This is a genomic window from Marinobacter sp. LV10R510-11A, assembly GCF_900215155.1.
Lineage (GTDB): Bacteria > Pseudomonadota > Gammaproteobacteria > Pseudomonadales > Oleiphilaceae > Marinobacter.
The window spans coordinates 471,210-486,243 of the sequence record NZ_LT907980.1 but is presented as its reverse complement, the minus strand read 5'-3'; the positions used below and the strand labels follow the sequence as shown (position 1 = coordinate 486,243).

Sequence of the window (15,034 nt, the reverse complement as noted above, 5' to 3'; positions counted from 1 at the left end):
GTTCGCCCATTCGATTGAGGTTGGTGCAGCTATACAACGATATTACTCGTCGCTGGATTCAATAACCTGCTTGCCACGATAGAACCCGTCCGGAGACACGTGATGGCGACGATGAATTTCGCCAGTGGTTGAATCCGTGCTCAGAGCTGCAGGGCTCAAAGCATCGTGGGCACGGCGCATGCCACGCTTGGAACGGGTCTTACGGTTCTTCTGTACAGCCATGGTTCTACTCCTGACCTGTTAACGTAAACTTTGCTTGAATATGGTTACGACTAACGTGTTCGCTTGATTGCGCCGGCTTCCATAGGATGCCCACGCCCGAATTAATGCTTTGTGTTCTTGAGCCCCGCCAGCACGCTGAACGGGTTATCGCCTGATTTCTTTTCCGGCTCTGCAGAAGAACCGTCTGGCTCATAGGCTTCCAGAACTTCACTAGCCGGGCATTCGCCCCGATCGTGAAGCGGATACGGAGCCAAAACCAACAGCAACTCGTCCTCCGCCATCGACCAGAGATCCGCACTAAAATCATCGGTCTGAAACGGTTCAAGATCTTTTGGCAACTGCTGCGCCTGTTCGTCGCTGGTCACTAGTCCCAGTGTGAACTGAGAAACCAGCACAGACCTCATAGATCCCATGCAACGCTGACACTCCAAATTTACCGGAGCCTCCAACTCGCCAGAGACGATGCGGCGACGCTGGCCGTCCATATAAAAGGACAGCTTTACGCGGCATGCAGCGTCATCATCAAATCCCAAAACAGCTTCACGAAAACGAGACAAAGCACTAAGAGGAATTTCTCCCTCCAGCACACTGATGCGCTCCGCCAACTTGTAGGGGTCGACTATTTTCGGTAACTCAACACTAGACGCATATGACATAGGCGCGCAATTCTAGGGACGAAGCTTGCTTCTGTCAAAGACTTCGTCAGGTTTTGGCCGGGGGTTCCGGTTTCTGTAGGTGTATTCTACGATACGTGCACAGAAATGGCGAAAACTCTCAAAGGATCACAGCTCATGCTCCAAACACGCCTGCTATTGGCTTCATCATCTCCGTATCGCCGGGAGCTTCTGACGAGGCTTGGGCTGCCATTCACCTGCGCCAGCCCGGACATTGATGAATCGCCCGCCCTAGGAGAGTCTCCAGAGGCTCTGGCCGTGCGCTTGGCGGAAACCAAAGCCCAAGCTCTAGCAGCTACTCACCAGGGGCATTGGATTATTGGCTCCGATCAAGTGGCCGCGTTATCTGATGGCACTCTGCTGAGTAAGCCTGGAACTTACTCGAAAGCTTGCCAACAACTGGAACGAAGCAGCGGCCAGAGCGTTAGCTTTCTGACCGGACTCGCTCTCCTTGATGCCTATTCGGGAAAACTGCAATCCTGCTGCGAGCACTTTACCGTTCACTTCCGGGAGCTCACGGCCCGCGAAATCGAGGCCTACCTTCACAAAGAAGAACCCTATAACTGCGCCGGCAGCTTCAAAATGGAAGGCCTAGGCATCACGCTGTTTCGAGAGCTGCAGGGCCGAGACCCGAACAGCCTCATCGGCCTACCCCTAATCGCTCTCAACAACATGCTGATAGCCTGGGGCAGAAACCCTCTCTTAGAACCTTAACGGTGTTTGCAGGCGCCGTTTTCTACCGCAACTCTCTACCGCAACTGCAGACGCGACTCAACCAGTTGACTGGCAACACCCTGACCAAAAGACAGGCCAAGCTGATCAACAAAATCGAGCAACGGGCCTTTGCGCTGGCTGTAATCAACCAGATCCTCTTGGCCGATAATCTGCTTGGCAACATGAGAGGTACTACCAAGTCCATCAATAAGACCCAACTCCAGAGCCTGCTCGCCGCTCCACACCAGCCCGCTGAATAGACGCTCATCATCTACAAGGCGATCACCACGACCTTTCTTTACGGCCTCTATAAACTGCTGATGAGTATTTTCGAGCACGCTTTGCCAGAATTCGACCTCCCGCTCCTGCTCGGGCGAGAACGGGTCCAAGAAGGCCTTGTTTTCGCCTGCCGTGTATAGCCGGCGCTCGACGCCCAACTTATCCATAGCACCGGTAAACCCAAAACCACCAGCAACAACCCCGATAGACCCCACAAGGCTGGCGCGATTTGCATAAATTTCATCCGCAGCCGCGGCAATATAGTAGGCGCCGGACGCGCCAATATCGGAGATCACCGCATAAACCTTCTTTTCCGGATACTCTTCCCTTAAGCGCGCAATCTCATCGTAAACATAGCCAGATTGAACCGGGCTCCCACCTGGGCTGTTAATGCGCAGGATTACCGCCACGGCGTTCTCCTGCTCGAACGCAGAGCGCAAGGAGCCGGCAATGTTATCCGCACTGGCTAGCTCATCTGCAGCAATTACACCGTTTATCTCAACCAAGGCCGTGTGCTTGCCGGTCGTTGCCTCAAAACTACCGCCAAATGGCGACCACACAATGGCCAGCAAAGAAAACAGATACACAAATGTAAGGAGTTTAAAGAAAATCCCCCAGCGTCGGCTACGGCGCTGCTCAGACTGCAGAGACATAACCAGTTTTTGTATCAGCTTCCAGTCGCGGCCCGATTCAGGCGGAACCCGCGGCTGGTTTCGCCCTGAGCTATGCTCTGCAGGCTTGTCTCCCCACTCTGGAGTCTTATCGGAATCCCAGTCACTCATGCACTTTTCCTGTTAGAAATGAAATCACTAAAGTCTACTTACAACCCGAGCACGCTGCGAAGATCCGGCACAGAATTTACGATGGCGTGTGGAGCGTACGCCCCAAGCACATCACGCTTGTGCACCCCCCACTCCACACCAATTGAGGGCATGCCAATACGCTGGGCCATTTCCAGATCATAGCGAGTATCGCCGATCATAACGGCCTCAGAAGGCTCAATTCCGTAAAAAAGAAGGATTTCTTCAAGCATACGCGGATCCGGCTTGGACCGGGTTTCGTCAGCGCAGCGGGTAATATCAAAATGCGCACCAAGGCCGCTAGAAACAAGTGCTGGCTCAAGGCCTTTGCGGTTTTTACCGGTTGCCACAGAGCACCCACGACCAGAACCTTGGAGGTCCGTCACAACATCCGCCATACCTTCAAAAAGAGTCTGTGGCGTTGTTACTTTACGGAAGAAATAATTGGCGTAGCCCTCCCTCATGGTCGTCATTTCATCATGACCGATGCCCGGGTAAAGCCTTTCTAGAGCCTCAACCATTCCCAGACCAATAATGTCACGATAGGCCTCCCTCTCAAGCGCTGGGTATCCTAAGTCGGTGGCAGCCTGGTGCAGGCTGTCTGCAATATGGTCTACAGAATCCACCAGAGTTCCATCCCAATCAAAAATAACAACTTTGACGTCCATCAACTTGCTCCTGCTGCACGTACTTCGAGCCTGCTCAGCACGTGACCAAATACATCGTCATAAGGAGCCTCAAACCGAACCGCCTCCCCGGTAACCGGCAAGGCAATCTCAAGAGCCCTGGCGTGCAGCATTAAGCGCTGACCGCCAACCGCCCGGAAGGCTTTGAGGCTTACATCATCCATATACTTGTCATCCCCCGCTATCGGATGACCGGCACAAACACAGTGCACGCGAATTTGATGGGTTCGACCGGTAACTGGCGAAGCCTCTACCAAGCTGTAACCTTTATAACGCCCAAGGCAGCGAAACGTTGTCAACGAAGCCTTGCCTGCCTCATCCACCCGAACCCTGCGCTCTCCGTTAGCCATTTCATAGCGCAGCAACGGCTCGTCAACTCGGCCAAGCCTATCTGGCCAGTCTCCAGCCACCAAGGCGTGGTACTGCTTACGAATGCGCCTTTGCCGGAGCTCATCTTGCAGGTAACGCAGTGCCGACCGCTTCTTGGCAATCATGACCAGCCCGGATGTATCTCTGTCCAAGCGATGCACCAACTCAAGAAAGCGTGCTTCCGGGCGAGCCGAACGCAGCACCTCAATCAAGCCAAAGCTCAAACCGCTGCCGCCATGTACCGCAATACCCGATGGCTTGTTAACGACTAGCATCTGGTCATTTTCAAATACAACGGCCGCTTCCACCACACCTTGAATACGGCTACCCGGGGCCGTCTGAGGCGCCTTTTCCTTGCGGATAACGGGTGGAATGCGCACTAGGTCGCCTGTCGTTATCCGTGTGTCGGGCTTCACCCTACCCTTATTAACCCGAACCTCACCTTTGCGAACCATGCGGTAAATAATGCTTCGGGGCACACCACGAAGCTGCGCCAATAGAAAGTTATCCAGCCTCTGCCCATGGTTATCCTCATCAACCGTTACCCACAGAACGCCTTGCAACACGCCTTTCGGGGCGCTTTCTACCGCCTCGCGCTGAACTGCGTCTTGCCCAGCATTAGCCTGACGGGTACCCACCCCGCGCGCCGGGCGAGGCGCCGGTTTTCTAACCCGTGCTTTAGCGGGCTTTCCGGTAGCAGTTTTGCGGGACATAAAGTTCCTTCAATAGGTGGTATAACTGGCGATACGAGCAGGATTGAACGGTTACCCGAATGCTGTTATATTCCGGCGTGATCTGTCGTTTGTTTACGGCCTGACCAACTCTAGTCAGAAGCCGGAGCGGCAGAAGAGTATACCGACACTATCCAAGAGTTTGAACGCCGAGCGCCCAATCACTATCGGGCACGGCGCAAGAAATGCTTCCGGAGTGTCAGAGCAGACCCGTAAAAAGAAACGGCGAGCTGACACCGGAAAAACTAAAACCGCGCGGAAAACCGCCGGGGCGATATCGCGAAGAATCACTGCCACGCAAGGCCGGGCCGTCCAGCATACGAATACGACGTGAGACCCAGGTACTTATGTGAACTTGAAAACGGATTATATGCGCCAACAGACACGAACCCTACACGACACCTCCCTGCCAGCAGGCAGGCAGGATATCGGCAGCGGTCTCAGATCAACAGGATCATACCCCGGAAGGGAGTGATCCGTCTGTTCGCCGCTCATCCCTTGATTTAACAGGGGCAGCGGCACGCATATCCTGCTTCGCAGATGCGACGCCCTAAGGTTTTCTGTCAAAATTTAACGACAGGAAAACTCACTTTCCATGAAAAGAATGTTAATCAATGCAACTCACCCAGAAGAGTTGCGCGTCGCCTTAGTTGACGGCCAGCGTCTGTTTGACCTAGATATCGAATCCAGCTCCCGCGAGCAGAAAAAAGCTAACATCTACAAAGGGCGCATTACCCGTGTAGAGCCAAGCTTGGAAGCCGCATTTGTTGATTTCGGCGCCGATCGCCACGGATTCCTTCCTCTAAAAGAAATTTCCAGAGATTACTTCAAAAAGTCACCGGGCCAGATCGAAGGCAAAGTGAACATCAAGGAAGTTGTTTCCGAAGGTCAGGAAGTTATTGTTCAGGTCGACAAGGAAGAGCGCGGCAACAAAGGCGCCGCACTCACAACGTTTGTGTCCCTTGCTGGTCGCTACCTTGTCCTAATGCCCAATAACCCCCGTGCAGGTGGTATCTCGCGCCGCATAGAGGGCGAAGAGCGGGCGCAACTGAAAGAAGCCATGAACAGCGTACAGGTGCCCAAGCCCATGGGCATTATCGTGCGTACGGCCGGTATTGGCCGCACCACTGAAGAGCTTCAGTGGGATCTCGACTACCTGGTGCAGTTCTGGGAAGCCATTACCCAGGCCGCCGGCGAGCGCAAGGCTCCTTTCCTTATCCATCAGGAAAGCAACGTTATCATTCGTGCTGTTCGCGACTACCTGCGCCAGGATATCGGCGAGGTACTGATCGACTCAGAGAGCGTTTACGAGGACGTACTTAACTTCGTTCGCGCTGTAATGCCAACGTTTGAAAACAAGATCAAGCTGTACAAGGACGAAATCCCCCTGTTCAGCCGATACCAAATTGAAGGCCAGATCGAGACCGCGTTCCAGCGTGAAGTAAAGCTCCCCTCTGGCGGCTCTATTGTTATCGACCCCACCGAGGCGCTGGTGTCTATCGACATCAACTCATCCCGCGCCACCAAGGGCCACGATATTGAAGAAACCGCATTCCAGACCAACTTGGAAGCGGCAGAAGAAATTGCACGCCAGCTTCGCCTGCGAGACATGGGCGGCCTGATCGTGATCGATTTTATCGACATGACACCGGCCAGGCACCAGCGTGAAGTAGAGCAAAAGATGCGCGAAGCGCTGGAAATCGACCGGGCTCGGGTTCAGGTAGGCAAAATCTCGCGGTTTGGCCTGCTGGAAATGTCTCGTCAACGGCTACGCCCTTCCCTGGGTGAAACTCGTAGCGAAGTTTGCCCACGCTGTGAAGGCCAGGGAACCATTCGTGGTATCGAATCTCTGGCGCTGAGCATCATGCGCCTGATCTACGAAGAGTCGTCCAAAGAAAAGACCGACGAAGTTCGGGCTATCGTGCCCGTATCCGTGGCCACATTCCTGCTGAACGAAAAGCGCAAGCAGCTGGCCGATATCGAAGCCAACCAAGAAGTGAATATTGTTGTCGTGCCTGTTCCCCATATGGAAACACCGCACTTCGAAATCCTGCGCATGCGTGATGACGAAACCACGCCCGAGCACATCTCGAGCAATCAGGTCGCGCAGGAATACAGCGAGCGCGAAGAAGAAGTGCTTGAAGTGCCAGCCGCTGAAAAGCCAGTTCGCGAGCAGGCAGCCGTAAAAGCTGTACGCACAAGCGCACCGACTCCAACCCCTAAAGTTGCAGAAGCCCCAGAAGCTGCAGATCATGACGACGGCTTGATGCGTCGGATTGGTCGCAAGATTGCGGTATTCTTTAGTGGCGAAGAAGACCAGCAAACCGAAACCCGCGACAACGCAAAGGCAACCGCTAGCCGCGAAGATCAGCGGAATCAGGTGCGCCAAGATCGTCGTAAATCCCGCGTTGCGCAGGACGGTCAAAGCTCCGGCAACACTAATAACCGGAACGGTAACGAGCGCCGCCCAAGTAACAGCCCGCAAAACCGCAACGACGATAGCCGTTCGCGGGGCCGCAATCGCAATGACGATCAAAATCGCCCCAACCAGAACCGTCAGGCTGCAAGCAAAGCCTCTGACAACAAAGCTTCTGAAAGCAAAGGCCCTGAGAGCAAAGTCGCAGACAACCGCGGCGGCGATGGCCGTCGGGATGCTCGCAAAGATGGCCAGACTCGCGGCCAGGGTCGTAACCGGCCACAGCGTGATGCCAAGAGCAATGGCGATCAGAAAGACACTACCCAGGCTCCGCAGGAAGCCCCGAAAGCGGCAACCACCGACAAGCAGAGCGCCGACAAGCAAAGCACTGATAAGCAAAGCACTGATAAGCAAAGCACTGACGATAGTCGTCGCAAGCCGCGTCGTCCTCGCAACCGCGACGGTTCATCTTCCGAAACTCCCGCTTCCACGCCAGCAGCTCGTAAGAGTGCCCGCAACGAGAAGCACCAAAAGGACACTCAGCCGGAAGCAAGCAGCGACAACACCGACGTAAAAGCAACATCTGCGGCAACCAACAAGAGTGCAGACCAGGCTACGACCAAAGCGCCAGCGGCTCAGCCAAGCGAACAGAAGCAACCAGAGCAGACGGTAGCCCCCGAAGCCAAGGCTGCCCAAAAGCCGGATGCAGCTCCCGAGGTTAAAAAGCCTTCTTCAGCATCAAAGGACAAAGAAGCTTTAGCTCCAAAAGAGAACGAAGCTTTCGCTGATAAGCAGCCAACAGCTGACAAGGCTGAGGCTACTTCGGAGCCAAAGCCGCAAGAGCAAAAAGCTCCCCAGGCTCAGAAGCCCGAAGCCCCGGTTGCAGAAGCGGCAGAGACGCCAGTAGCCAAGCCAAAAGCGGCAGCGCCTGAAGCTATAGCAGAGGCCGACGAGGCAGATAAGAAGCCCTCGGCTACCGACAGTGAAAAGCCGTCTGAAAGCCCGGTGGCAAGCTCAACTGAAGAAGAGAACGAAGCAGCTCCGGTAAAGAAGCAGAGATCGGCACCCGTTAGAAGCCGCAGCAAGGCTCCAGCGGCAGACAAGCCTGCAGAGAAAGCACCTGCTGATAAGCCCGAAGCGGCGCAGGATAATGCTGCTCCCGAGGCTGCAGACTGGCCTGCCGATGAACCGAGTGTTCCGGTAGCGCCTGGCCGTGCCTATAACGACCCCCGCGAAGTGCGCAAGCGCCAACGGGCGGCGGAAGAAGCCAAAAATTCGGGGAGCAACTGATTCATGCTGTCCAATTCCGACATTGAAGCGCTGGAAGACATACTGTTCGCCGAACCTTGGGGTGATGAGGCCCTAGACTTTTTCGGCTTCCATGGCGCTGTCTGCGCCTGCGTTGTCGGACCGACCACACTGAGTGTGGAGGCTGTCTTCCGCCTTGTTACAAGTACCGAGGAGACACCCAGCGATGGTATTCCAGACATCTTCCGCCAGTGCGTCACGCGCCTGGCGGGTGACATGACTCGAGCCCTCGATATGGGCGAAGACTTGGAACTACCGGAACCTGAAGACGGTGACCCGATGAACGCACTGGAAAACTGGTGCGCGGGCTTTGTCGACACGTTCATGGAGAATGAAGACGAGTGGTTGGATGCGGTCAGCGAGGAACATACAGCAGACCTGATGGTCCCCATGCTGACATTGTCGGGATTGTTCGACGATGAAGACTTCCAGAACGTTCGCAACAGCGAAAAACTGTCACGTCAGATGGCGGATGCCATCCCCGACTCCCTGACAGACCTGTACCTGCTGTTTCACGCACCGGCTTAAACCGGCGCGTCGGCTCCAGGACCTTGCTTGAAATGATGCCAGACCGGCTCCAGCCCGTCTGGCATTTTCATTATCCGGCCAAGCTCACACCAGGGTGCGCCGGGAAAGTGAAAATCACTGCCCTGGGATGCCAACAATTTCTCCCGTGCACATAACTCGGTGAGAAACCCCAGATCTCCGCTGGACTGCCCAGATGTGGACACCTCAATGGAACGGCCGCCAGCCCGACGAAAATCAGCGGTCAGATCCCGAAGTTTTGTTGCCGTAAGCTGATATTTTCTGGGATGAGCCAGCACAGCCAGCCCGCCCGCCGAATTAATCCACTGCACCACTTCCTCAAGCTCCGGCCAAAACGCTTTTACATCGCCCACCTTCCCGGCACCCAGATAACGCTTGAACGCCTGTGCGGCATTCTTCACGATACCTACCTCAACCATCACCCGCGCAAAGTGCGGCCGCCCAGGAACATCTCCACCGGCCTCAGTGGTCGCACGCTCAAGCAGGTCTGGAATGGCAAGCTTGCTCAGGCGATCGTCGATCATGGCGGCTCTAGCCCAGCGGTTACGATGCTGCTGCTCCAGCACAGCACGAAAGCCACTGTCGTCGATATCAAAATCCAGACCCACAATATGTATGGTGCGGCTTCGCCACAAACAGGAAAGCTCAATGCCAGGAATCAGCACGACGCCGTTGGCTTCTGCAGCGATTTGCGCTTCCGCTAGGCCCTTAACGGTATCGTGATCCGTGAGGGCTAGATGCGTGACCTTTTTCTCTGCTGCACGAACCAACAGCTCCGTGGGCGTGAGAGCCCCGTCTGACGCGGTGCTATGACAGTGCAGATCAATGCACAAAACAGGATCTTGCGGTATAGTCACAAAAATTCCCTAGTATAATAAATGGCGGAATGAATGGTGGAGTGAATGGCGGAAAACACAGTGTACCAGCCAATCCACTCCATGCATTATTTACAAGGCACGCCACGGAACCGGAGATCTTTATGTATTACGCCATTATCAGTGAAGATGTCGATAACAGCCTACCCTTGCGTCAAACCGCAAGGGCCGCTCATTTAGAGCGATTACAGAAGCTGAAAGCGGAAGGCAGGCTTTTGGTGGCAGGGCCACACCCTGCGATAGACACGCCAGATCCCGGGAATGCCGGCTTTTCTGGCAGCCTTGTGGTGGCAGAGTTTGATTCCTTGGTCGCAGCTCAAACCTGGGCAGACAGCGACCCCTATATGGACGCCGGTGTTTACCGTAAAGTAACCGTTAAGCCGTTTAAGGTGGTTTTACCCTGAAGCTGCCGACAGCGCTCCATGAGCTTATTGTAATGACAGCCTGCTTGAACGGCTGTATATCTGTGACAAAATTGCGGCTTTGATAATAACGTGCTTTTTAACCGAATCTTTTGGGAACCTTACCAGTGACGCTTTTTCGCCTTGCCATCAGTGCGCTCTTTATATTGTCTTCCATCGCCGCAGCTCAGGCGAAAACCGTCTGGGTTGACGATCAACTCTATCTTCCTGTCCGCTCAGGCGCAGGTTCTCAATACAGGATCATCGAGAATGCGGTTCCCAGCGGCACGGCCATGGAAGTTATTGAAACGTCAGATACTGGCTACACTCGTGTACGCACCGCAAAAGGCAATGACGGGTGGGTTTCCAGCCAATACCTCAGCGACTCGCCCATTGCGGCAGACCAACTCAAAACGGTAAGCCGACAGCTTGAGCAGGCAAAAACTGAGCTATCCTCTCTAAGAGAGCAACTAAAAGATGTCTCCAGCGAACGGGATAATCTGAGCGATGTGGAGTCGTCACTATCAACCCGCTCCGATGAGTTGCAGCAAGAACTCATGCGCATCAAGAACATTGCCTCGAACTCAATCAATCTAGAGCGCCGGAATGGTGAACTACTAGGAGAGAATCAGACGCTACGCAACGACTTGGAAGTATTAACCGCCGAGAATGAGCGGTTGGAAGCCAGCAAGGAATCGGATGTCATGCTGGTAGGTGGTGCCCTCGTACTTGGGGGCGTGCTACTGGCACTGTTGATTCCGATGCTCAAACCCACAAGAAAAACCGATAACTGGGCATGAACCTTATGAAGGACTATTCGGAGAAGCGCGATTTTCATCGCATGCAGGTTGAATCAGTCATTGAGATCACAGACAGCAAAGGCGTCACCTTTGCCGGTACGTGCAGGAACCTCAGCGCCACAGGAATGCAGATTTTTGTAGAAAAGCCTGTAGCGGTTGGGGAAGAACTGACCACGGTACTGCATCCGAACAATGATCAGTTCCCTCCTCTGGAGACTATTTGCGAGATCATCCGGTGCGAGTCGGAGGGTGACGGCTTTTTGCTCGGAGCCAACATCAGCGAAGTCACCCGCTAGTCTCCTGCTCCTGTGCTAGTTAACCAGGGGCTTCTCTGACACAACAATGCCGTTGTTATCAGCGTACACGTAGTGGCCGGGCTGAAAGGTCACGCCGTGAAAGGTCACTGGCACATCCAGATCTCCAAGGCCGCGCTTTTCGCTTTTCCGAGGATAAGTGGCTAAAGCCTGAACCCCGAGATCTGTGTTACCGATCTCGTCAACATCCCGTACACAACCATAAATAATCAACCCTGCCCAGCCGTTACTGGCGGCCTTCTCCGCCAGCATATCGCCCAGCAACGCGTGGCGCATTGAGCCGCCACCATCTACAACCATGACTCGACCTTTGCCGGGCAAGCCCACCTGCTCCTTAACCACGGAATTATCTTCAAAGCATTTTACGGTGACAATCTCGCCACCGAAGGCTTTAATTCCACCATAGTTATTAAAGCCGGGTGCGACCACTTTTACTTCTGGAAACTCATCACACAGATCTGGGGTAATAATTGTTGCCACGTTATTGCTCTCCTTACGCGCAGAAATGGTTTCAGTCGACTTTCTCATCCGCTAGGAAAATCCAGGTATCCAGTACCGAGTCTGGATTAAGAGACACGGAATCAATACCTTGATCCATCAGCCATTTTGCAAAATCCGGATAATCAGACGGCCCCTGGCCGCAGATACCTATGTACTTACCTGCCTTTCTACACGCCTGAATGGCGCTGGAAAGGAGTGCTTTAACGGCATCGTTACGCTCATCAAACAGGTGCGCGATAATGCCCGAATCGCGATCCAAGCCTAGAGTGAGCTGAGTAAGATCGTTAGAGCCAATTGAGAAGCCGTCAAAGTGCTCAAGGAACTGCTCTGCCAGTATGGCGTTGGCGGGCAACTCACACATCATAATCAAGCGCAGGCCATTTTCACCCCGTTTCAGGCCGTTTTCCGCCAGCAGGCTAACCACCTGCTCTGCTTCACCCACGGTACGCACGAATGGCACCATAACTTCTACGTTGGTAAAGCCCATTTCATTGCGCACTCTTTTGAGCGCGCGGCATTCCAGCTCAAAACAGTCGCGGAAGGTTTCCGAGATATAACGTGATGCGCCCCGGAAACCCAACATCGGGTTTTCTTCGTCTGGCTCATATAGAGTGCCACCAATCAGGTTGGCGTACTCGTTGGATTTGAAATCAGACAAACGTACAATCACCTTCTTGGGTGAGAACGCTGCTGCCAGGGTAGAAATCCCCTCTACCAGCTTGTCGACATAGAAATCCACCGGCGAGCTGTAACCGGAAATACGCTTTTCCACCGTCTGCTTAATATCACTTGGCAGTCCGTCAAAGTTGAGAAGTGCTTTCGGGTGCACACCAATCATACGATTAATGATGAACTCAAGGCGTGCCAAACCCACACCTTCGTTAGGTAGTGATTGGAAATCAAAGGCACGATCGGGGTTGCCTACGTTCATCATGATCTTGAACGGAATGTTAGGCATCGAATCTACGGTGTTTTCACGCAGCTCAAAGTCCAAAGCCCCCTCATAAACCAAGCCGGTGTCGCCTTCCGCACAGGATACGGTCACTTCCTGGCCATTATTAAGGGTCTCAGTGGCATCCCCACAACCTACAACAGCAGGAATACCCAGCTCGCGGGCAATGATAGCTGCGTGACAGGTACGGCCACCACGGTCGGTAATAATCGCGGAAGCACGCTTCATAACGGGCTCCCAATCTGGGTCTGTCATGTCCGTAACCAGAACATCGCCTTCCTGCACTCGGTCCATTTCCTTGATGCTGGTAATGATCTTGACCGGGCCGGCACCAATTTTGTGGCCAATACTGCGGCCTTCAACCAGCACCTTGCCAGTTTCGTTCAGCAGGTAACGCTCCATCACATTAGCAGACGCCCGGCTTTTGACCGTTTCAGGGCGCGCCTGAACGATATAGATTTTGCCGTCATCGCCATCTTTCGCCCATTCAATGTCCATGGGACGCTGATAGTGCTTCTCGATGATCATGGCCTGCTTGGCTAGCTCTTCGACTTCTGCATCGGTAATACAGAACCGGCCGCGCTCTTTGGGATCCACTTTAATGGTCTCGACAAGCTGGCCACTGCTAGGATCTGAGTGGTAAACCATTTTGATGGCTTTGCTGCCGAGATTGCGGCGCAACACAGCTGGCCGGCCGGCATCAAGCGTGGGCTTGTGAACGTAGAATTCATCCGGGTTAACCGCGCCTTGCACCACCGTCTCACCAAGACCATACGAGCCGGTGATAAACACAACGTCTCGGAAACCAGATTCAGTATCCAGCGTAAACATAACGCCACTTGAGGCTGTCTCACTGCGCACCATCTTCTGGATGCCGGCAGACAAAGCCACAAGCTTGTGATCAAAGCCGTGGTGAACTCGGTAGGAAATAGCACGGTCGTTAAAAAGAGAAGCGAACACTTCTTTTACCGACGTACGTACTTGCTCAAGCCCAACCACGTTCAAAAAAGTTTCCTGCTGCCCAGCAAAGGACGCGTCTGGCAAGTCTTCCGCCGTTGCAGAAGAACGCACGGCAACTGCCATCTTGTCATTGCCATTCAACATGGTGCTGTAGGCTTCTTTCAGAGCACATTCCAGCGCATCCGGAAAGGGTGTATCAATAACCCACTGGCGAATTTCCGCCCCTACACGCGCAAGCTCGTTCACATCGTTAATGTCGAGGCTGTCGAGGACGTTGTCGATCTTATCCTTCAGGCCGTCTTTGGCAAGAAACTCGCGGTATGCATGCGAGGTTGTGGCGAAACCTCCAGGAACGGTCACACCGGCATTGGCGAGATTACTGATCATTTCCCCGAGGGAGGCGTTTTTACCGCCTACCCGGTCAACATCGGACATTCCTAGGTGATCAAACCAGATTATGTAATCTTCCAAAGTGTGTCTCCCTCGAATCTATATAACAAAGAATAAAACCGGGCCAGCGGTATCAAACGTAAAAAGCGGATAACAGCCACTGCGGAGTCTCGAACTTGGCGTGTATGATACTGTAACCTTCGGATTTTACCTAGGGAGCCGGAACAACATCATGAAACGTACAGCCTTCTTTATTTCCGATGGCACTGGCCTAACCGCCGAGGCTCTCGGGCATAGCCTATTGGCCCAATTCGAAAAAATTGAATTTGAGCGTATAACCGTACCCTATATCGACGACGTTGAAAAAGCCCGGGACATGGTTAAACGCATAAACAAAGCCACCGAAATCGATGGCGCACGACCGTTGATTTTCGACACCATTGTGGACAGCAGCATTCGTGACATTATCTCGGACGCCAAAGGTTTTATGGTGGATATTTTCGGGACATTCCTGAACCCACTGGAAATGGAATTGCAGTCGTCTTCATCCTATTCCGTTGGGAAATCCCACGCGATCAACAACGGAGGCGTTTATGAGCGTCGCATTCACGCTGTAAACTTTGCACTGGATAACGATGATGGTGCGCGCACGCGGCATTATGATGAGGCAGATCTGATTCTTGTGGGCGCGTCCCGCAGCGGCAAAACCCCCACTTGCCTGTATCTCGCGCTTCAGTACGGCGTTAAAGCCGCCAACTACCCGATCACCGAAGAGGATCTTTCAGACCAGCAGCTGCCCAAGGCACTCCGGCCGCACAAAGAAAAGATCTATGGCCTAACGATTGAGCCTGAGAGACTGGCCACCATCCGCAATGAGCGGCGCCCCAACTCCCGCTACTCGTCCATAAAGCAGTGCATGCTCGAAATCGAAGAGATTGAGTTGATGTACCGAAGGGAGCGCATTCCGTTCCTGAACACGACAGCCTACTCTGTTGAAGAAATATCGACGCGTATCATGGTCGCCACCGGCTTGAAGCGAAACCGCTAAAAGCTCTAATGCAGAACACACAGACAGGCCGCTACCGGCCTGCCTGCT

At 53.8% G+C, this 15,034-nt stretch carries 15 protein-coding genes; 7 read left to right on the top strand and 8 right to left on the bottom strand.

Annotated features, from left to right (window positions below):
- Positions 1–42: 42 nt before the first annotated feature.
- Together rpmF and CPH80_RS02415 are read right to left on the bottom strand one after the other, a co-directional pair.
- On the bottom strand, positions 43–222 hold the full coding sequence (gene rpmF, locus CPH80_RS02420; protein WP_096275456.1) for a 50S ribosomal protein L32: 180 nt from the start codon (positions 220–222) through the stop codon (positions 43–45).
- 101 nt (positions 223–323) lie between these two features.
- The gene (locus CPH80_RS02415; RefSeq protein ID WP_096275455.1) at positions 324–878 is read right to left on the bottom strand and encodes a YceD family protein; all 555 of its coding nucleotides are present in this window, start codon (positions 876–878) and stop codon (positions 324–326) included.
- A 135-nt stretch (positions 879–1,013) separates the two neighbouring features.
- Between CPH80_RS02415 and CPH80_RS02410 the strand changes: the two genes are divergently transcribed.
- On the top strand, positions 1,014–1,610 hold the full coding sequence (locus tag CPH80_RS02410; protein WP_096275454.1) for a Maf family protein: 597 nt from the start codon (positions 1,014–1,016) through the stop codon (positions 1,608–1,610).
- A gap of 35 nt (positions 1,611–1,645) precedes the next feature.
- On the opposite strand, the gene CPH80_RS02405 is transcribed toward CPH80_RS02410, so the two are convergent.
- From CPH80_RS02405 to rluC, 3 genes are read right to left on the bottom strand one after another with little or no spacing between them, the layout of a single operon-like run.
- The gene (locus tag CPH80_RS02405) at positions 1,646–2,671 is read right to left on the bottom strand and encodes a S49 family peptidase (protein WP_096275453.1); all 1,026 of its coding nucleotides are present in this window, start codon (positions 2,669–2,671) and stop codon (positions 1,646–1,648) included.
- A 38-nt stretch (positions 2,672–2,709) separates the two neighbouring features.
- Complete coding sequence (locus CPH80_RS02400; RefSeq protein WP_096275452.1) at positions 2,710–3,357, bottom strand: HAD family hydrolase; 648 nt, start codon at positions 3,355–3,357, stop codon at positions 2,710–2,712.
- Complete coding sequence (rluC, locus tag CPH80_RS02395; RefSeq protein WP_096275451.1) at positions 3,357–4,457, bottom strand: 23S rRNA pseudouridine(955/2504/2580) synthase RluC; 1,101 nt, start codon at positions 4,455–4,457, stop codon at positions 3,357–3,359. Before rluC ends, CPH80_RS02400 begins: the two co-directional genes overlap by 1 nt.
- 613 nt (positions 4,458–5,070) lie before the next feature.
- Between rluC and rne the strand changes: the two genes are divergently transcribed.
- Positions 5,071–8,181, top strand: coding sequence for a ribonuclease E (gene rne, locus CPH80_RS02390; RefSeq protein WP_096275450.1), 3,111 nt, complete (start codon positions 5,071–5,073; stop codon positions 8,179–8,181).
- A gap of 3 nt (positions 8,182–8,184) precedes the next feature.
- On the top strand, positions 8,185–8,727 hold the full coding sequence (locus tag CPH80_RS02385; RefSeq protein ID WP_096275449.1) for a YecA family protein: 543 nt from the start codon (positions 8,185–8,187) through the stop codon (positions 8,725–8,727).
- Here the strand turns inward: CPH80_RS02385 and CPH80_RS02380 are convergent.
- Positions 8,724–9,602, bottom strand: a complete 879-nt coding sequence (locus CPH80_RS02380; RefSeq protein ID WP_096275448.1) for a PHP domain-containing protein — start codon at positions 9,600–9,602, stop codon at positions 8,724–8,726. The two genes, CPH80_RS02385 and CPH80_RS02380, sit on opposite strands and share 4 nt — an antisense overlap.
- Before the next feature lie 122 nt (positions 9,603–9,724).
- Here CPH80_RS02380 and CPH80_RS02375 point away from each other — a divergent pair, with 122 nt between their 5' ends.
- The 3 genes from CPH80_RS02375 to CPH80_RS02365 all read left to right on the top strand — a co-directional run bounded on the left by CPH80_RS02375 (position 9,725) and on the right by CPH80_RS02365 (position 11,117).
- Entirely contained in the window at positions 9,725–10,024 is a 300-nt protein-coding gene (locus CPH80_RS02375; RefSeq protein ID WP_096275447.1) for a YciI family protein, read from the top strand.
- 125 nt (positions 10,025–10,149) lie between these two features.
- Positions 10,150–10,821 (top strand): TIGR04211 family SH3 domain-containing protein, encoded by a 672-nt coding sequence (locus CPH80_RS02370; protein ID WP_096275446.1) that lies wholly within the window; start codon positions 10,150–10,152, stop codon positions 10,819–10,821.
- Between the two features lie 5 nt (positions 10,822–10,826).
- A complete protein-coding gene (locus CPH80_RS02365) occupies positions 10,827–11,117 on the top strand; it encodes a PilZ domain-containing protein (RefSeq protein WP_096281327.1) in 291 nt (96 codons plus the stop codon).
- 15 nt (positions 11,118–11,132) lie between these two features.
- On the opposite strand, the gene rraA is transcribed toward CPH80_RS02365, so the two are convergent.
- On the bottom strand, positions 11,133–11,615 hold the full coding sequence (gene rraA, locus CPH80_RS02360) for a ribonuclease E activity regulator RraA (RefSeq protein ID WP_096281325.1): 483 nt from the start codon (positions 11,613–11,615) through the stop codon (positions 11,133–11,135).
- Positions 11,616–11,646: 31 nt separating this feature from the next.
- The gene (gene ppsA, locus CPH80_RS02355) at positions 11,647–13,983 is read right to left on the bottom strand and encodes a phosphoenolpyruvate synthase (protein ID WP_413772283.1); all 2,337 of its coding nucleotides are present in this window, start codon (positions 13,981–13,983) and stop codon (positions 11,647–11,649) included.
- Between the two features lie 187 nt (positions 13,984–14,170).
- Here ppsA and CPH80_RS02350 point away from each other — a divergent pair, with 187 nt between their 5' ends.
- Positions 14,171–14,986 (top strand): pyruvate, water dikinase regulatory protein, encoded by an 816-nt coding sequence (locus CPH80_RS02350; RefSeq protein ID WP_096275444.1) that lies wholly within the window; start codon positions 14,171–14,173, stop codon positions 14,984–14,986.
- The last annotated feature ends 48 nt before the right edge of the window (positions 14,987–15,034 follow it).